This is a genomic window from Nannocystis exedens (assembly GCF_002343915.1).
Lineage (GTDB): Bacteria > Myxococcota_A > Polyangia > Nannocystales > Nannocystaceae > Nannocystis > Nannocystis exedens.
On record NZ_NETK01000001.1, the window covers coordinates 10,098,567 to 10,115,912 of the forward strand.

At 74.0% G+C, this 17,346-nt stretch carries 12 protein-coding genes and 1 pseudogene; 5 read left to right on the plus strand and 8 right to left on the minus strand.

The window, feature by feature from the left end:
- Nucleotides 1-85: 85 nt before the first annotated feature.
- From NAEX_RS39340 to NAEX_RS39355, 4 genes are all read right to left on the minus strand, one after another.
- Nucleotides 86-2,029, minus strand: a complete 1,944-nt coding sequence (locus tag NAEX_RS39340) for a membrane dipeptidase (protein ID WP_100793513.1) — start codon at nucleotides 2,027-2,029, stop codon at nucleotides 86-88.
- Nucleotides 2,030-2,395: 366 nt separating this feature from the next.
- A complete protein-coding gene (locus NAEX_RS39345; RefSeq protein WP_096332606.1) occupies nucleotides 2,396-4,105 on the minus strand; it encodes a hypothetical protein in 1,710 nt (569 codons plus the stop codon).
- A 433-nt stretch (nucleotides 4,106-4,538) separates the two neighbouring features.
- Nucleotides 4,539-5,114 carry a superoxide dismutase family protein gene (locus NAEX_RS39350; protein WP_096332607.1) on the minus strand — a complete coding sequence of 192 codons (576 nt, stop codon included), beginning with the start codon at nucleotides 5,112-5,114 and terminating at the stop codon, nucleotides 4,539-4,541.
- Nucleotides 5,115-5,228: 114 nt separating this feature from the next.
- Nucleotides 5,229-5,723, minus strand: coding sequence for a DUF6265 family protein (locus tag NAEX_RS39355; RefSeq protein WP_143141426.1), 495 nt, complete (start codon nucleotides 5,721-5,723; stop codon nucleotides 5,229-5,231).
- A gap of 116 nt (nucleotides 5,724-5,839) precedes the next feature.
- Here NAEX_RS39355 and NAEX_RS39360 point away from each other — a divergent pair, with 116 nt between their 5' ends.
- The 3 genes from NAEX_RS39360 (at nucleotide 5,840) to NAEX_RS39370 (ending at nucleotide 9,285) form a co-directional block, all read left to right on the plus strand.
- Nucleotides 5,840-7,210 (plus strand): hypothetical protein, encoded by a 1,371-nt coding sequence (locus tag NAEX_RS39360; protein ID WP_143141427.1) that lies wholly within the window; start codon nucleotides 5,840-5,842, stop codon nucleotides 7,208-7,210.
- A gap of 313 nt (nucleotides 7,211-7,523) precedes the next feature.
- Nucleotides 7,524-8,576 carry a hypothetical protein gene (locus NAEX_RS39365; protein WP_096332610.1) on the plus strand — a complete coding sequence of 351 codons (1,053 nt, stop codon included), beginning with the start codon at nucleotides 7,524-7,526 and terminating at the stop codon, nucleotides 8,574-8,576.
- Nucleotides 8,577-8,655: 79 nt separating this feature from the next.
- Nucleotides 8,656-9,285 carry a hypothetical protein gene (locus NAEX_RS39370; protein WP_096332611.1) on the plus strand — a complete coding sequence of 210 codons (630 nt, stop codon included), beginning with the start codon at nucleotides 8,656-8,658 and terminating at the stop codon, nucleotides 9,283-9,285.
- A gap of 54 nt (nucleotides 9,286-9,339) precedes the next feature.
- On the opposite strand, the gene NAEX_RS39375 is transcribed toward NAEX_RS39370, so the two are convergent.
- A complete protein-coding gene (locus tag NAEX_RS39375; protein WP_096332612.1) occupies nucleotides 9,340-9,999 on the minus strand; it encodes a hypothetical protein in 660 nt (219 codons plus the stop codon).
- Nucleotides 10,000-10,050: 51 nt separating this feature from the next.
- Nucleotides 10,051-11,106 carry an alkene reductase gene (locus NAEX_RS39380; RefSeq protein ID WP_245913900.1) on the minus strand — a complete coding sequence of 352 codons (1,056 nt, stop codon included), beginning with the start codon at nucleotides 11,104-11,106 and terminating at the stop codon, nucleotides 10,051-10,053.
- Nucleotides 11,107-11,194: 88 nt separating this feature from the next.
- Here NAEX_RS39380 and NAEX_RS39385 point away from each other — a divergent pair, with 88 nt between their 5' ends.
- Nucleotides 11,195-12,133, plus strand: coding sequence for a LysR family transcriptional regulator (locus tag NAEX_RS39385; RefSeq protein WP_096332614.1), 939 nt, complete (start codon nucleotides 11,195-11,197; stop codon nucleotides 12,131-12,133).
- 143 nt (nucleotides 12,134-12,276) lie between these two features.
- Here the strand turns inward: NAEX_RS39385 and NAEX_RS39390 are convergent, their stop codons facing one another.
- Both NAEX_RS39390 and NAEX_RS54800 read right to left on the minus strand, forming a co-directional pair.
- On the minus strand, nucleotides 12,277-14,745 hold the full coding sequence (locus NAEX_RS39390) for a VIT domain-containing protein (protein ID WP_096332615.1): 2,469 nt from the start codon (nucleotides 14,743-14,745) through the stop codon (nucleotides 12,277-12,279).
- A 409-nt stretch (nucleotides 14,746-15,154) separates the two neighbouring features.
- A pseudogene (locus NAEX_RS54800) lies at nucleotides 15,155-15,358 on the minus strand (hypothetical protein); the annotation flags it as partial.
- A gap of 466 nt (nucleotides 15,359-15,824) precedes the next feature.
- On the opposite strand from NAEX_RS54800, the gene NAEX_RS51455 reads away from it, so the two are divergent.
- Nucleotides 15,825-17,345, plus strand: a complete 1,521-nt coding sequence (locus tag NAEX_RS51455) for a hypothetical protein (RefSeq protein ID WP_170136393.1) — start codon at nucleotides 15,825-15,827, stop codon at nucleotides 17,343-17,345.
- Nucleotide 17,346: the final 1 nt, after the last annotated feature.

Genomic DNA, 17,346 nt, shown 5'->3' on the forward strand with positions numbered 1-17,346 from the left:
CGTGGGGGGCGGACCGCCGGTGCGACAACGTCGGTCGCGCACGCAGATGCGCGGCTCGCGGGCGCATCCGTGCACGCGCGAGGGCTCAGGCGCAGGTGCCCTTGGGCGTGCCGCACTCGCCGGCGTCGGCACAGGTGCCGCTGACGCACTCGCCGTCGAAGCGGCACGGCTCGCCGGTCTGCAGCGAGGCCTCGCAGTAGGAGTCGCCGCATTCGCTGGGGAACTCGGCCTCGCGCTGGTTGTGCGGCGGCAGGACGACGACGCCGCCGGCGTCGAGGTCGTCGACCGGATCGGCGGGGCCGCTGCGCTCGGCCTCGGCGCGCTCCCACATGCGCACGAAGGCGTCGGCGGAGTCGCGCAGCGGGGTGGTGTCGGTGCCGAGCCGGTCGAGGTCGGCGAGGAGGTCGGGGAGCAGGCCGATGTGGCCGAGGCCGGCCTCGTCGAAGCCGGTGCCGAGCGGGGCGGGGCCGCCGGCGAGCTCGTCGCGGGCCTGGCAGCGGGCCTCGGTCGGGAACGAGGCGGAGCAGGCGTCGACGCCGAAGCGCGGGCGGACCTGCTGGATGAAGCCGTTGAGGTCGGAGCCGAGGGCGACGGCGACCTTGAGGCCGAGCCGGGCGAAATCATAAGACTGCGCGAACGAGCGGCTCGAGCCGTGGCAGGTGTTGGCGACCTCGGACGGCTCGTAGGTGTTGACCTCCTCGTGGCCGGTGCGGAGCCCGAAGACCCCGCCGACCTGGCGCAGGTGCTCGATGATCCACGCGGGGGTGGTCTTCTCCTCGCGCGCCTTCTCGGCCGGCAGCATCTCGCGGAAGTGGCCGTGCGAGATGTAATAGGGGTAGTAGTCGCGGGCGACCGCGAGCTCGTGGAGGTCGCGGACGCCCTGCTCCGAGAGGTGTGCGGCGTCGACGAGCATGCCGCGGTCCATCATGACGCTGACGAGCTCCTCGCCCTCGGCGGTGAGGCCGCGGGTGTTGCGGCAATCGGCGTCGACGTCGAAGCCGAGGGTGACGTTGCCCTGGGTGATCCCGCAGTCCATGTCGATGTGACAGTTCTCGGCGTACTGGGCGATGTGAAAGATGTTGTTGTGCGGGGCGGCGCCGCCGAAGCGGTTGTCGAGCTGGTGGACGGGCTGGAGGGTGCGCACGCCGAGGTCGTAGAGCTCGTCGAGCTGCGGCTTCCAGTCGCCCTGGTTCATCAGGTGCGAGGCCTCGACGCTGAGCACGAGCGCGAGCCGGTCCTCGCCGACGATCCGCCGGGCGTCGGCGGCGGTCAGGGCGATCTCGGCCCAGTCGTGGGTCTTGACGAACTCGTGGGCCAGCTCGAGCTGGATCTTCACGTCCTCCATCTCGTCGCATTGCGGGCGCTCGAGGTTCTCCTCGGCGATCGCGCGGCACAGCCAGTCGTTCGAGACGGCGGAGATGACCTCGAGCCGCAGGCCGGCCATGTAGGCGGCGTGCAAATGCTCCTCCCAGACCTGCTGGTGCGCGATGGCGTCCCAGCGCGGCCAGCCCTCGAACCCGGGCCAGCCGTTGGCGCGGGCCTTGTGCTCGCCGGTGTCGCCGGTGGAGCCGGGGATCTGGCTGACGAACTCGCTGACGACCTCGCCGCCGCCCGGCGCGGCGATGACGGAGACGAGCGGGACGAGCTTGGCCAGGTCCTCGAGGGTCATGCCCTCGCACTGGCCGAGCAGCGGGGCGAGGTCGGCCTTGAGCCGGCCGTGATCGCCGGGCTCGCCGCCGTCGCACGGGGCCAGCGCGTCCTCGCCGGGGCCGGCGTGACCGCCGTGGAACCACCCGCCGCCGAACGCCTCCTCGGCGAACATGTGCAGGTGGAGGTCGGCGATGCCGTGCAGCGGCGGCAGCTCGGGGCCGCCGGTGGTGGTGGTCGGGACGTCGGTGCCGGTCGGGGTGTCGGTGCCGGTCGCCGTGCCGGTCGTCGTCGAGGCGCCGTCGGTGGCGGCCGGGGTGTCGCCCGTGCAGGCGATCAGGAGAGCGAGGCTCGTGAAGGTGAAGGCAAGACCCCGGATCATCGTTCCAGGCACGCTAGCGAGCGCGGCGGTCGGGGTCAAGCCGGCCGGCGAGAGGCGATCGCGGCGAGCCGGTGATGCGACGCGCCCGCGGTGAGGTGGGGGCGGGCGCGCCCAAGGCGGACCGACCGAGCGACGACCGAGCCGCGCGCGGGCTCGCAGGCCGCTGGCCGGACGATGTCCGGGAGGACAGGCCCGATCGAGCATGTCTAATGGAACATGATTGTGTGAGCATGTTGTTCAAGACATGCCCGGCGAGCCAGGCGAGCGGTGGCGGTTCGGGAGGCCGCAGCCGAGGTCGATGGCCGCCCGGGCGCGTCCGGAGAGGCATGCCCGAAGGAGCATGTTCGTTCGGATATGCTCGATGGGTCAGATGTGGGCGATGCTGACGAGGTAGCTGAAGGCGGGGCGGTCGTCCGGGAGGCCGCAGCCGAGGTCGAGGCCGACCTTGGTGTGGGCCGGGGCGCCGAGCAGCCAGCACGGGAACACCTTGGTGCCGAACGGCGAGTCGGGGACGAGGTAGCGGCGCAGCTCGTCGTAGGTGACGGGCTCGGGCCGGGTGACGCCGGCGGGGCTGCGCGTGCCGAGGGCGCTCGAGACCGGGCCGAGGCCGCCGAGCGCCGCGAGGACCGGCTGGAGGCGCGCGAGCAGCTCGTCGAGGCTGGGCAGACCCTCGACGTGGAGGTCGGCGCGGTTGAGGTGGCCGTTCCAGGCGGTGAAGCGGAGCTGGCCGAGCGGGCCGAGGTCGCGGACGAGGCGCTCGTGGCCGGCGTCGAAGCGCAGATCGGGCCGCTCGCGGTGGAACTCGGCGAAGGCGCGCCGGCGGAAGCCGCGGGCCTCGGCGGCGAACAGGCCGTCCTGCGCAGGGACGACGAGCTGCGGGCCGGACGGGGTGAAGCCGGACGGCTGGGGGGCCGCGGTGCCGGCGACGCGCTGGGCCTCGGCGCGGTGGAAGGCGGCGAGGTCGAAGGCCGGAGCCCCGCCGGCCGGGCGCGCGGCGGTCGACGCGTTGGCGGCACCGGTCGCGGCGGGCTCGTCGTCCCAGCCCTCGTGGATGCCGTCGAGCGGGTCGAGGAACAGCGACAGGCGCTCCGTCGGCGGGACGTGGCGGAGGCTCGGCTGGGGATGGAGGGTGACCCGGGGGCCGGCGCCGAACAGGGCCTTGAGCTTGCCCATGAAGCCCTGCGGGGCCGCGGGGCGCGGGGGCTTGCCCTCGGGCACGCTGCCGAAGCGGCGGCGCAGGAGGTCCTCGAGCTCCTCGCGCGACTTCGGCGGGGCGATGCCGAAGTCGGTGGTGACGCGGCCGTCGCCGGCGATCTTGATCTCGATCGAGGTGAGCCGGTTGCCGCTCTCGTAGCGCGAGAGCTGCTCGAGCAGGCGGCGCGCCTCGGCGGTGAGCGGCGGGAGCGGCATGGACCGCAGCTCGCCGTCGACGTCGTGGAGGACCAGGCCGGCCTTGACGACCTCGCCGGGGCTCGGGAAGTGGGCCAGGAACACGACGGTGTCGATCCTGGCGCTGAGCGGGATGATCTGCAGCAGCTCGGCGGCGATCTGCTGGGTCAGCGGGAGGAGCACGGCCTCGTGCTCGCCGGGATGGGTCCGGCCCGGGCGCGTGGGCCGGGCAGGCGCGGCGGGCTGGGGCGGGGCGAACAGGGGCGGGTGCTGGCTCTGCAGGAGCTGCTGGAACTTGTCGGGCGAGACGCGCACCGGCGCCTCCTCGTGCTCGCGCTCGGGGCCGGCGATCGGGCCGGGGACGGTGCCCTTGAGCCAGGCGACGTGCCGGGCGAGGTCGCATTCGAGCCAGGCGCACGGCAAGGTCGGGCCGTCGTAGTAGTCGACGACGGCGATGTCCCGCCACACGCGTTCGCCGGTCGAGGTGTCGCGCAGGACGAGGCCCATGCCCTCGAGCTCGGCGGCGAGGTCGCGCGCGCCCATGTCCATGAAGGCGACCGCGAGCAAGTGCTCGTCGCGCCACGAGGGCGACCAGCGGGCTGTGATGGCGGCGACGCCGTCTGGGGCGACGGCGGTGAGGCGATCGATGCGGATCAGGAGGGTGGTGAACTGAATGCGGACGGCCATGGCGGGGGGGGGCGCCGAGGATATCGCCAGAGACGGGGCCCTCAGCGCGGTCCGCCGATGGCGAGGGCTCTGCCAGGAGCCGGCCGAGGACGTCCTGGCGCGTCACCTGGGCAGCCGCAGGGCGTGACATGACCCCAAGGACATGGTTCAAGGGACAGCTATGACGGGCGCAGGCGCGACGGGACGGCGCTGCACGGCGTTCGTGCGCGGCGCGGCGGGACGCGCCTCCCGTGACGAGCCGGGTCGGGCCACCTCCGGCTCACAAAAAAACGCCGGCGTCTGCGGCGTGGGGCCGCCGTAGACGCCGACGCGAGGGGGCCACGTCGCCGGGAACACCCGCTCGGCTGCGGAGCGGGTCTTCAGGACATGTCCGAAGAGATAGGCGCGAGAGCGCGGGCCGGCGCCGGTGATCCACCGACGGCCGCGCGCGGGCTCACGCGCCCGGAGCGTCGGGGTTCAAGATCGGCGTGGTGTCGCCGGAGGTCGACTGGATGACGCCGCAGGCCAGGCGCGCGCCGGCGTTGCCGGTCGGCTGGCCAAAGTCGTCGGGCTTCTCGTGGACGATGATCGCGCGGCCGAGCACGCTGTACTCGCCGCCGGCGATCGAGAAGCGTGCCGGGTCCATGGTGAGGTCCAGCTTGGCGATGCCGTCGGCGCCGGCCTCGAGGTTGCCGAAGTCGCCCGGGTGATGAGTGGAGGACCCGGGCGCGCCGTGGTCGACCATGTCGGGGTTGAAGTGACCGCCGGCCGACTCGCCGTCAGGCGAGGTGCAGTCGCCCCACTGATGCACGTGGATGCCGTGCTTGCCGGCCGTGAGGCCGGTGATGTCGCCCTCGACCTTGATCCTGCCGTCGGCGAGCTGGGTGAAGTTCACGGTGCCGTTGACGCCGCTGTTCATCAGCGCGGTGAGCGTGGCGGTGGCGTCAGGCGAGGGTTCTTCGTCCGGCGTGCAGCCGGGCGCCCCCAGCAAGAGCGGGAGCGAGGCGAGGGTGAGAGCGAACCGCGTCATGGCGGGAGCCTGATCGAGGTCCGAGCCCGGTGCAAACGCGCACATTGCACGCCTGAGGCCGGAGGTCGCAGGGCTCGTGAATCGCGGGTCGTCGGAGGGCCGCGCAGGGGCGGATCAGGGCTTGCAGGCGCCGGTCCGGCGGTACTCCCAGGTCTTGCCGAGCCGCTGCGCTCCGTCGCCGTCGGGGTTCGAGATGGTGGCGGTGAGGCGATCGCCGGCGAGGCGGTAGACGATCCGGCGCGGGAAGTCGTGGGTGGGGTTTTCCCAGATCCACACGCGCTCGCCAGGGGCGGCGACGACCGCTGGATCGCGGACCTCGGTGAATTCGGTGGGCGACTGGCTCGAGGGCGCGGCGCGGTAACGGGTCAGGCCGTCGCGGAGCGAAATGAGGGTCATGTCCTCGAGCTCGACGATCTTGCCGCGGGGATCGGCGGTGGCGCTGCGACCCTGAAGGCCGCCCGGCATCGGCCACCAGTGCTCGGTGATGGAGTCGCCGTCCTCGTGCAGCCAGGTGCCGCACAGCGGCGCCAGCGCCTCGTCCACCGCGGCGTGGCCGCAGCCGAGTTCGGCCGCAAGGACGAGGGAGAGGAGCGGCCGAACGAGGGGCATGGCGGGACGATAGCCGGACATGCGGCGTTCCGTCACGGGCCGTCCGCGTTCCACCTCGAGACCGCTCACGGGGCGGCGCTGCCGGCGACGGGCGGCGCCGTGCGACCATTCGGATCGTGGCGCGCGCCCTCGCTCGGATGACTCTCGGGACATGTCTCCCGGCGCTGGTCGCGTGCAACGTGACGTCGCCGCCGGGGTACACGTTCGCGGCCGAGACGGGGACGACGGCGACGAGCTCCGGCGAGAGCGCGGCGGACCAGGACGGGGTGACCCCGCCGTTCGTGACCGGTTCGACGGACGCCGCCGCGGTATGCGGCGACGGGGTGATCGATCCGGGCGAGGGCTGCGACGACGGCAACCTCGAGCCCGACGACGGCTGCGACGCGAGCTGTACGCCGATCGCGGCGGTCGAATGGACGTACACCCACAACGGCGGGGCCGGCAAGGACGATGTCGCCTGCGGGGTGGCGATCGACGGCGAGGGCCGGGTGTTCGTGGTCGGGGCGGAGGTGGTGCAGTCGCGCGACGCGTGGATCGTGGCGCTGGCGCCCGACGGCCACGAGCTGTGGCGCAAGACGATCGACTCGGCGGGGCTCGACGACGCGTTCGCCGACGTGGTGGTCGACGCGGCGGGGCGCGTGTTCGCGGCCGGTCACGAGGAGCTGGCGCCCGGGCTGCGCTCGCCGGTGATCCGGGCGTTCACGGGCGAGGGCGCGGACCTGTGGAAGTTCAGCGAGCCGGTGGCGGTGGCCGGGGCGAGCGGCATCGACGGGCTGGCAGTGGCCGACGGGGCGCTGTATTCGACGGGGTCGGAGGCGGGGCCGCAGGTGCGCCTGGCGATCCGTCGCCACGATCCGGACAGCGGCGTGGCGCTGTGGAAGACGACGACCGCGGCGTCGGCGTCGCACGCGTACGCGGGCGGGATCGCGGAGGCGGGGGCGCAGATGATCGCGGCCGGGGCGGCGGAGCTCGGGGGGGTGCTCCACCCGCTGCTGGTCCGGGTCGAGCACGACGGCACGCTGGTGACGACGCAGATCGAGGCGGCGCGCGCGGGGGCGTGGTCGGACGTGGCGCCGATCGGCAGCGAGGGCGAGGTGCTGGCGACGGGGCGGATCGAGCCGACGCCCGGCGCAGGGTTCGACGTGGCGGTGCGCCGGATCTCGGGCGCCGACGAGCCGCGGTGGTCGCAGACGATCGACCACGTGGCGGGCTTCGACGCCGGCCGCGGGGTGGCCGTCGGCGCAGGCGAGGCGGTGTTCGCGGCCGGCGCGGTGACGAGCGAGAGCGGCGACCTCGAGATCTTCGGGGCGCTGCTGTCGGGGCCCGGCGAGCTGCGCTGGACGCACGTGAACGCGAACGCCGGGCTCGGCCTCGAGGACCACGGGGCGGCGGCGGCGTTCGGCCCGGGCTTCGTGGTGCTGGCCGGCGACGAGCAGGTGCCCGGCGAGGGCGCCAACGTGTGGGTCCGTCGCTTCCGCGCGGAGTGAGGCGCGCGACAGACGATGCGCGAAGCGTGGCCGCGGAGGTCGGCGGGGCGCGGGCGATGGATCCTCGGGGCAGGTCGATGTCGATGCGCGCGGGGTGAGCGAGGCGTGGCGAGGGTCACCGGAGCTGCGCGGGTCGGATGGCGGCGATGGAGCACGGCGAATGTCCTTCGTGCGGCGCGTGGTTCGAGGACGACCGCGGGCACGGCGAACGCTGCGTGGGGTCCGCTCGAGCGCGGCGGATCACTGGAATGGATGCGATCGCGGCGACAATTGATCGGAGGCCCGGGAGCATTGTCCGCGAGAGAGGCTCGCCATGTCGTCGCCCGTCTGTTCGCCCTCGCTGCGCGCGCCCGCCCACGATCCGCTGCCCGACGCGGGCCGGATCGCGGCGACCTGCGCGATGTCCGACCCGATCCAGCGCAACCTGTGGATCACGTACGTGTTTCACCGCCTCGAGGTCGCGCTGGCGAGTCGGCTCGGCGAGGAGGACGTCAGCTGGTGCGCGTACGGGACGTGGGCGTCGAAGAGCGCGGGGCGGTTCATCCGCGGCGAGATGGTGCTCGCGGCGCTGCGGCCGTGGATGGCTCGCACGGCGGGGGTCGGCCGCGTGGTGGCGCGCATCGACGGCGAGGTGCGCGAGCGGATCGCGGCCGGCAACCTGATGGTGTTCGCCGAGCTGGCGCCGCTGTTCCGCGCGCTGGTCGATGTCCTCGAGGTGGCGCCGGCGCAGCGCCGGGCGGCCGCGGAGGCGGCGTTCGCCGGGCTCACCGAAGGGGCGACGTTCGCCGGCGGGCAGACGCTGCTGCGGCGGGCGTTCGCGGCGTACTTGACGGCGGCGGAGACCCGCGAGGCGAAGGCGCGGGCGGAGCAGATCCTGCTGGCGAACACGCTGGTCGGCTATCACGAGCAGATCCGGCTGCAGCCGACGATCGCGGCGGCGCTGTCGGCCCCGCTGGCGGTGCTGGTGACGAGCGACGCGGCGCCGCTGCGGCGGGCCCTCGGCGAGCGGCTCGGCGAGGTGGCGCGCGCGCTGCTGACGCGCTGGATGATGACGATCGACCTGCCGGAAGGGGCGCTGGCGCTCGGCCGCGACGTGCCGGCGACGCGCGACGGGCGGATGTTCCCGGCCGCGTTGACGCAGATCGAGGACCCGGAGCTGCGCGCGGTGCTCGAGGAGGTCGACCGCACGCCCGACACGACGCAGGGCAGCGCGGCGGCCGACTGGGCGGCGCTGGCGGACCGCATGAACTTCATCGTCGACCTGTTCCGCTCGCGCCAGCGCGACGAGTCGCTGCGACGGTCGCCGTTCCGCCCGGATCAGGTGGCGGCGATGCACCTGGGGCTGCGGCCGCTCGGGCCGCTGTGAGGGACGAGGGGCGCGGCTGAGAAAAATTACGCGGGGCCGCAATTGCCGGGCGCGCTGCGGGTACCTCTCCGGTGAGGCCATGCTCTCCGAACACGCCCCCAGGCTGGCGATCGTCGCGCTCGCGCTCGCCGGTTGTCGCGCCGGGCCGAACATCAGCCCGTACGACAGCTCGCTGCTCGGGCTGTACACGATCGAGTCGTGGACGGCGAACGCGGCGAGCTGCGCGGCCGAGGGGCCGTCGGTGCTGGCGGAGCGGAGCGAGCGCCTGGCGCTCGTGGAGGCCTGCACGGTGCCGCACGAGGGGCTCCACGTGGCGCCGTGCGAGGACGTCGGGTCGTGCGCGCGCGAGGTGTGCGACGGCAACGTCTTCCGCGCGTTCCCGCTCGGGTGGGACCGGCTGGTCGGCGACGACAAGGAGGGCTGGCGCGGCAAGTCGTGGCAGCAGCCGGAGCAGGTCGGCGACCACTGCGAGGCGGTGCTGCGCGACGCGAGCGAGACGCTGGACGGCGAGACGCTGGTGGTGCGCGTGCGGGTGTTCCCGGCGGTGAGCTTCCCGATCGACGAGACGGGTCATTGCTGGGACCTGGAGGAGGCGGCGGCGGCCGTGGAGGGCCAGTCGTGCGCCGGGCTCGAGGCCCCGGCGCGCCCGCAGTGGCGCGCGCTCGCGGGCGTCGACGCAGGAAGACATGACCGGAGGGGCATGCTCTGAAGGGCATGTCTCGATGGAAATGTCTTTCAAGGCATGTTTGAAGAGACATGTCCTTCAGGGCTGGACCCAGCGCAGGACGGCCTCGGCGGCGGAGTCCGGCGAGGTGCTGAAGCAGAGGCGGGCGTCCGGGGCGACGGCGTGGATCAGGTTGACGAGCCGCTCGAACAGCAGGAGCTGGGAAGGGGCGGTGCGGATGCCGGCGCCGATCATGACGGCGGCCCAGTCGCGGGCGGCGAGGCGAGCGCGCACGGCGGCCTCGACCTCCTGCCAGTCGGTGGTGACGAGGCACCACTCGGCGTCGAAGCCGGCCGCGGTGGTGGCCGCGAGCGAGGCGGCCAGGCCGGCGACGAGCTTGGCCTCGTCGAGGCCGGGGTAGTCGCTGAAGTCGATGACGCGGGGCTCGAGGCCGACCAGGAGGACGGCTTTTTTGGCGGCCGAGGGCGGGACGACCGGGTCGAGCAGCACGAGCTCGGCGGGGCCGGCGATCCCGGGTCGGCTCATCGCCTCGGGCAGGGCGGGGTCGGCGAGGAAGGCGTGGGCCTGCGCGGGCGTGGGAAAGTCGAGGGCGATGGCGACGGCGTCGGGATCGTCGGCCTGACGATAGGGGCGCGCGCCGGTGCACCCGTGGGCGCGCCGGGTGGCGGCCATCTGGTCGTGGAGCGCGAGCCAGGCGTCGAAATCGGTGATTCGGTGGCGGACGAGGAGGGTGGCCATGACAAATGGGTCCTTGCTGCGAGCGGGCGATTCGCGGGAGCGGGGCGACGGTCAGGCGAGGGCGGGGTAATCGATGTAGCCGCGGGCTTCGGGGGTGTAAAAGGTCTGCGGATCGGGGACCGCGAGCGCGGCGCCGGTGCGCAGGCGATCGACGAGGTCGGGGTTGGCGATGAAGGGCCGACCGAAGGCGATCAAATCGGCGCGGCCGCCGGTCAGCGCCGCCTCGGCGCCTTCGCGATCGAAGCCGCCGTTGAGGACGAGCGGGCCGGCGAAGCGCTGGCGGATGGCGGCGGCGGTGCGCGCGAACTCGGGGTGCGGGTTCTGGACGAGGTGGAGGTAGAGGAGGCCGCGCAGGCGGTCGGCGAGCAGGTCGTACTGCTCGTGGACGCCGTCGTGGGCGGGCATGTCGTTGAAGGCGTTGTAGGGCGAGAGGCGCACGCCGACGCGATCGGCCCCGACGGCGTCGGCGGCTTCGCGCGCGACCTCGACGACGAAGCGGGCGCGAGCCGCCGCGCCGCCGCCGTAGTCGTCGCCGCGACGGTTGGTGTGCGGGTGGAGGAATTGCTCGAGCAGGTAGCCGTTGGCGCCGTGGAGCTCGACGCCGTCGAAGCCGGCGGCGAGGGCGTCGCGGGCGGCGCGGGCGAAGCCGCGGCGGGCTTCGTCGAGGTCGCCGAGGGTCATGGCCGCGGGCGCGGGGAAGGGCTGGGGGCCCTGCTCGTCGGTCCACAGGACGCCGGCGGCCGCGACCGCGCTCGGGGCGAGGATCCGCGCGCCGGGGGGGAGGTTGAGCGGATGGGCGATCCGGCCGACGTGCATGAGCTGGGCGAGGATCTTGCCGCCGCGGGCGTGGACGGCGTCGGTCACGGGCCGCCAGGCGTCGACCTGCGCCGGGGTGAAGAGGCCGGGGATCCGCGCGTAGCCGAGGCCGTCGGCGACGGGGGCGATGCCCTCGGTGATGATGAGGCCGGCCGAGGCGCGCTGGGCGTAGTAGGTGCGCATCAATTCGTTGGCGAGGGCCCCGATCGCGCGGCTGCGGGTCATGGGCGCCATGACGATGCGGTTGGCGAGATCGAGGGGGCCGAGGCGATAGCGGGCGAAGAGGTCCACGGGGCGCTGCTCCTGGGTGAGTACGAGCTCACTGTGAGCGCCGCAGCGGCTCTGGCCAATGGGGCCGAGATGGACGTACTGTCCGTCCATGCGGACAATCCGGCGCGCCGACCCGAGCTGCGTGGTGGCCTTCGTGGAGGTGGTGGCCCGCGGGGGCTTCCGCGAGGCGTCGCGGGCGCTCGGGGTGCCGAAGTCGACGCTGAGCCAGCGGGTGGCGGCGCTCGAGCAGCAGCTCGACACCCGCCTGCTGGTGCGCACGACCCGGAGCGTGAAGCTGACGGACGTCGGGGCGCGCTACCACACCGAGGTGGCGCCGGCGATCGCGGCGCTGCAGGCGGCGGAGGGGCTGATCGGGGCGCTGCACGAGCGCCCGACCGGCCGGGTGCGCCTGACGGCGGCGTACGAGCTCGGGCAACGGGCGCTCGGGCCGGTGCTGGCGACGTTTGCGAGCCGCTACCCGGAGGTGGCGCTCGAGGTCGACCTCACCGACCGCCAGGTCGACCTGATCGAGGAGGGCTACGACCTGGCGATCCGCGTCGGGCCGCTGGCCGACTCGGGCCTGGTGGCGCGCCGCCTGGGCGGGCCGGTGCGCGTGGGGGTGTACGCGAGCCCGAAGTACCTGCGCCGCGCGGGGACGCCGAAGGAGCCGGGGGCGCTGGCGGACCACCGCTGCCTGGTGATGTGGGGCGCTCGCACGGGAGCGCGCTGGCCGTTCCGCGGGCCGCGGAAGCTGCGGACGGTGGCCGTGACGCCGCACGCGGCGGTGAACAGCTACGAGGTGCTGCGGGCGATGGCGGTGGCAGGGGCGGGGATCGCCCGCTTGCCCGCGATGCAGGCGGCGCCGCACGTGCGGGCGGGGGAGCTGGTCGAGGTGCTGGCGGAGTTCGCGGTGCCGCCGACGAACCTGTTCGCGGTGTACCCGCGAGCGCGCGGCGCAGCGCCGGCGGTGCGGGCGATGCTCGAGCTGTTGGCGGAGACGATCGATCTGGGGGGGCCGGTCGAGGGGCAGGCGAAGCCGCGGAGATGAGGGCCGGGGGCGAGACGCGGAGGGCGGCGCGGAGGGACGGGATGTCCCGAGAGACATGTGCCGGCGGAGGCGTCGGGCCCGGTGGGATGTCCCGAGGGACATGTCCGAAGGTGGCGACGCGTCCGCGGCGCGGGCCGGGGGCGTCAGCGCCAGAAGCCCTTGCGCTGCCTGGGCGGCGAGGGCGGCGGGCCGTTCTTCTTGCCGGCGAGCTCGCGCAGGGCGGTGACGGCGTCGTGCAGGGTCTGCAGCAGGTCGGCGGTGCTGAGGGCGGCGCGCAGGCGCTCGGCGATCGGGGCGAGGCGCGCGGCGAGGGCGTCGAGGCCGACGGTGCGCAGATCCTCGAGCAGCTCGAGCAGGCGCGCCACGGCGAGCTGAGCCGCCGGGGTGCCGCTCCTGGCCCGCAGGAGGTCGTCGGCGACGTCGAGCAGGCGCGCGAGGTAGGGGCCGGCGTCGATGCCCGCGCCGTCGACGGACTCCTGCTTGGAGACGCGGCCGGGCGCGGCGGGGGCCGGGGCGGCTCGGCCACGCAGGACCTGCGAACGCGGCGGGGCTGCGCCGGCTCGGCCGAGGCTGATCGCGCCGACGACCTTCGGCCCAGAGCGGGCGGTGGGGGACAGGATCGGGGCGGGCGGCGGCGCGGCCGGATCCGCGGCGCCGACGAAGCCGAAGGTGGTCGCGCCGAAGACCGGCGAAGCGCCGGTGGACCCTCCCAGGCTGCCGAACTGCTCTTCGCCCCACCCGGCCGGCTGCTCGACGGGCTGGGTGATGGTCCGGGGGGAGCCGCCCGGGTTGGCGATCTCGCGGTCGACGGCGACGAAGGCGGTGAAGCGCGACAGCACCTGGTGACGCAAGGACACGGCGAGGATCGCTCGCTCGATGCGGGTGCGGTCGCCGGGGTGAGCGGCGTATCGATCCTCGAGGTCGCGGATGTGCGCGCGGGCCCACGACTGCGCCAGGGCGGCGCCGGGACGCGCGGAGTCGAGGTGGATCCGCTGGGTGTACTCGGTGCCGGCGGGCAGGCGGCCGCGCAGCTCGATGGCGGCGCCGGGGCGCGGGCGGCCGCGCCAGCGGACGTGAAGGACGAGCGGGGCGCCGGCGAACACGGCGGGCAGGCGGCGCGGGGCCTGGGTGGCGAGATCGAGGCCGTCGCCGTGGACGCTGACGTCGACGAGGACAGGGGTGGCGATCCGGCGGTGGATCTTGGCCATCACCTCGTCGAGGCGCTCCTCGCTCTCGACCAACTCGCAGGCGCCGCCGCCGACGGCCGCGAGGCGGCGCAGGAAGGCGGCGTTGACGGCCTGGTCGATGCCGAGGGTGAAGACGCGGACGTGCTGCAGGTGAGCGGCGTGGCGGCGCAGGAGCTCGTCCTCGTTGCCGACCTGGCCGTCGGTGACGAGCACGAGGACGCGGTCGCGGTCGTCGCGGCCGGCGAGCATGCGGGTGGCGAGCTCGAGCGGCAAGGCGAGCTCGGTGCCGCCGCGCTCCTGGACCTGCGCGAGGTACTCGACGGCGCGGAAGCGGTTGCGATCGCCGGCGGGGACGAGCTGCGAGCCGAGGCTCGGCGGTGATTCGACGCGGTCGTCGAAGGCGAGCACGGCGAAGCGGTCGCGCTCGCCGAGCGTGTCGACGATGCGAGCCGCGGCCCGCCGCGCGGCGACCATCTTCCACCCGCCCATCGAGCCGGAGCGGTCGAGCACGAGGACGACGTCGCGCGGGCGCGCCTGGGCGGCGGCGCCGACCGGCGGTACGACGGTGATCATGGCGGTGGCGCCCTCGCCGTCGGCGTCGGGGGCCCACACGGCGGCGCTGTGGAGGGCGGCGCCGCCGAGGGTCCAGCGGAGGATGAAGTCGCGGTCGAGGCGCTCGCCCGGGCGCAGCTCGACGCGCCAGCCGCGGCCGTCGGGCGCGGCGTGGACCTCGTGCAGGCTCGAGCGCAGGCCGGCGACGGGGAGGCCGGCGCCGTCGATGGTGACGGCGAGCGAGAGACGCACGGGGCTGGCGAAGCCGGGCAGGAGGACGGGCGGGCTGATCCGCGAGGCGTCGGGGACGCGATCGGTGTCGCTCGCGGTGCCGGTGCCGGCCTGCTCGTCGTCGAGCGGGATGCCCGGGATGAAGCGCGGGGCGACCACCAGCGGGAAGGCCCAGGTGACCTCGCCGTCCTCGATCGGCAGCAGACCGACGGTGCGCAGGGTGATCACGACGTGCTCGCCGGGGAGGAGGTTGCCGACGCGCAGGGTGAAGACGCCGGGTCGATCTTCCTCGGCGATCGCGGCGCGCTGGCCGGCCGCGATCGCGTGCTCGTAGACGTCGCGGGCCCGGCCGCGCTCGTCGATCACGCCGTCGACGATCCGGTCGCGGACCTGCATGCGAAAGGCGTGGACGGCGGCGCGGTCGGGCAGCGGAAAGATGTAGACGGCCTCGATCGGCGCGCCGGTGTGGTTGATGAAGGTCTGGTGGAGCTCGGTGGCCACCTCGAGGCCGTGGACGTGCGCGACGACGGACAACGAGGCGAGGGGCAGGCAGCCGCGGGAGGTCTCGAGGCGACCGAAGGCGTGCTCGCTGCCGGACGGGTGCGCGAGCGTGGGATCGATGGTGAGCGCAGTGGGTATCATGGGCAGTCCTCCTGCGGGTCGGGGTGAGCGGAGCGCGGGTCGAGGGCAGCGTCAGAGAGGTCGACGAGGTGGCGCCGGACGAGCTCGGCGAGCAGCGGGGCGGCGGCGGCGAGCAGGGCGGCCGCGTCGGCGTCGGTGGCAGGGCGCGCGGCGGTGAAGGCGAGGCGGACGCCGGGGGCGAGCGAAAGCTCGAGCGTGGGCGTGAGGGGAGGGGCGGGGATGGAGGGCGCGGGGTCGACGGCCGGTTCGGGGGGGTCGCGGCGCGCCAGAAGTCTCGGCGACCGGCGGCGCGGGGCCGAGGCCCGAGCTCGACGCCCGAGGTGCGCGCGAGGGCGGCGTCGTCGAGGGTCGGCAGGACGCGCTGGATCTCGGCGAGCGACCGGCCCTCGGCCTGCAGGCGCTTGATGGCGACGAGCTGGGCGAGGTGCCGGGGACCGTAGAGGGCGGTGCGACCCTGGAGGTGCGGACGGTCGAGCAGACCGAGGGTGGTGTAGTAGCGGATGCTGCGCTCGTCCGGGACGGCCCGCACCTGGCCGTTGGCGGGGGCCTCGTCGCTCGCCAGCCGCTGCTCGGCCTGACGGCTGAGCTCGCGGATCGTCCAGGGGACGCTCACGGGGACAGCATGACACTGTCATATAACAGTGTCGAGATTTGTTTCGTAAACGTCCGTTATGAAGAGATAATTTTCCGCTGGAGCAAGACAATCGAGCGCGGAAATGCGCCTCGGTCGACCGGCGCAGGTCCGGACAGACATGCCCCAAGAGACATGTGGGGACGAAGCACGAGCGCGGCGCGACGAAGCACGCGGGCTACGGTCGGTGGATGGAGGTGGGCGAGAGACACGAGCTGCCCATCGCTCGCCTCGTGCTGTGCGGCGACCGGGATCCGGACGAGGCCGCCGCGGAGTTCACGGCCTCGATCGGGACGACGGCGTGCGACGGGTGAGCAGGGGGGACAGGTGCCGAACGCCGGTCATGACATGGCATCCAGGACATGCGCGAAGAGTCGTGTCATCGAGTGCGGCGCGCGATCGCGGCCGTCACCGGCCGCGCGGCCTGGGTTACCCTCGCGGCATTGCCATGACCTACTTCGATCGCACGCCATTGTTCATCCTTGTCTCGCTGCTGGCCGCCTGCGGGCCGAAGGACCCGGCCGACACCGAGAGCGGCAGCGAGGGCGAGGCGACCTCGACGACGACCGGGCCGACCACGGACGCGCCGACGACGACCGCGCCGACGACCACCACGACCACGACCACGACCGAGGGGACGACGACCGCGGGGGAGACCACGGACGAGCCGCCCGAGGCCGTCCCCTGCGAGCACGTCGCGGGCCCGGCCGACGGCGCGGTCGACTGGTACCTCCGCTGCGGCGGGCCGCAGAACGAGTTCCTCAACGGGGTCGGCACCGACGCCGACGGCAACATCTATCTCGGCATCGACCTGCGCGTGCTCGACGTGTCGGCGCCGCTGCGGATCGGCGAGTTCGAGGTGACGCCCGGCGAGCTGTCCGACATCCTGCTGATCAAGCTGTCGAGCACGGGCGAGCCGCTGTGGGTGCGCCAGTTCGGCGGGCCGCTCGATCAGACGATCACGCACCTCGTCGCGTGCGGCGACGGGCTGGCGATCATGGGGTTCGCCGAGCCGGGCACGCTCGACCTCGGCGGCGGCTCGCTCGACGGCGCCTTCGTCGCGGGGTTCGACCTCGACGGCAACCACCGCTGGAGCCGCTCGCTGGGCGGCGCGTCGCTCGTCACCGCGACGTGCGACGCGGGCGGGACGCTCGCGGTCAGCGGGCTGTTCGAAGGTGCGGTCGACTTCGGCGGCGGTCCGGTCGAGCCGCCGCCGTCGACCGCGGCGTTCGTGGCCAAGTACGACGCGGCGGGCGGGTTCCAGTGGGTGCAGCCGTTCATCAGCACGGGCGACGGCTCGGCGCGGGTGATGTCGCTGGCGTTCACGCCCGCGGGCGAGCTCGTGCTGGCCGGCTCGTTCACCGGGACCGTGGAGCTCGGGGGCGGACCGCTGACGACCGACTTCTGGGACGACATGCTGGTCGCCAAGTTCGGCGCCGACGGCGGGCACCTGTGGAGCCAGCAGCTCGGCGGCGACGGGCTGCAGTACGCCATGGCGATCGCGGTCGATGCCTCGGGGGAGCTGGCGCTCGGCGGGATGTTCTTCGACCAGCTCGAGATCGGGGCCGACAGCTACACCAACGTGTTCCCGGACCAGATCCCCGAGATCGACGGGACGCTCTACGACGCCGTGCTGGCGCGGCTCGATCCGGCCGGCGCGGTGCTGTCGTCGCAGCACCTCGGCGCGATGCTCGACGACAGCATCGACGACCTGTCCTTCGACGCGACCGACTCGCTGCTGGTGGCCGGGGTCGCCGACTCGCAGGTCGCGCTGCGGGCGTTCAGCGGGGAGGAGCAGACCTGGGCGTGGACCACCGATCAATTGCCGGAGTACACCCGCTCGGCGCGGTCCGGCGAGGACGCGGTGGTGCTCGGCTCGTCGCCGATGGCGGGCGAGGTCGATCTCGGCGCGGGGCCGACCACCGACCACGGCGGGTGGGACTTCGTGGTCGCGCGGATCCGCCGCTGAC

What these genes read in the sequence shown, in the direction of transcription:
- NAEX_RS39340 (WP_100793513.1), bottom strand. Translation starts at nt 2,029, where the DNA reads ATGATCCGGGGTCTTGCCTTCACCTTCACGAGCCTCGCTCTCCTGATC.
- NAEX_RS39345 (WP_096332606.1), bottom strand. Translation starts at nt 4,105, where the DNA reads ATGGCCGTCCGCATTCAGTTCACCACCCTCCTGATCCGCATCGATCGC.
- NAEX_RS39350 (WP_096332607.1), bottom strand. Translation starts at nt 5,114, where the DNA reads ATGACGCGGTTCGCTCTCACCCTCGCCTCGCTCCCGCTCTTGCTGGGG.
- NAEX_RS39355 (WP_143141426.1), bottom strand. Translation starts at nt 5,723, where the DNA reads ATGCCCCTCGTTCGGCCGCTCCTCTCCCTCGTCCTTGCGGCCGAACTC.
- NAEX_RS39365 (WP_096332610.1), top strand. Translation starts at nt 7,524, where the DNA reads ATGTCGTCGCCCGTCTGTTCGCCCTCGCTGCGCGCGCCCGCCCACGAT.
- NAEX_RS39370 (WP_096332611.1), top strand. Translation starts at nt 8,656, where the DNA reads ATGCTCTCCGAACACGCCCCCAGGCTGGCGATCGTCGCGCTCGCGCTC.
- NAEX_RS39375 (WP_096332612.1), bottom strand. Translation starts at nt 9,999, where the DNA reads ATGGCCACCCTCCTCGTCCGCCACCGAATCACCGATTTCGACGCCTGG.
- NAEX_RS39385 (WP_096332614.1), top strand. Translation starts at nt 11,195, where the DNA reads ATGCGGACAATCCGGCGCGCCGACCCGAGCTGCGTGGTGGCCTTCGTG.
- NAEX_RS39390 (WP_096332615.1), bottom strand. Translation starts at nt 14,745, where the DNA reads ATGATACCCACTGCGCTCACCATCGATCCCACGCTCGCGCACCCGTCC.
- NAEX_RS51455 (WP_170136393.1), top strand. Translation starts at nt 15,825, where the DNA reads ATGACCTACTTCGATCGCACGCCATTGTTCATCCTTGTCTCGCTGCTG.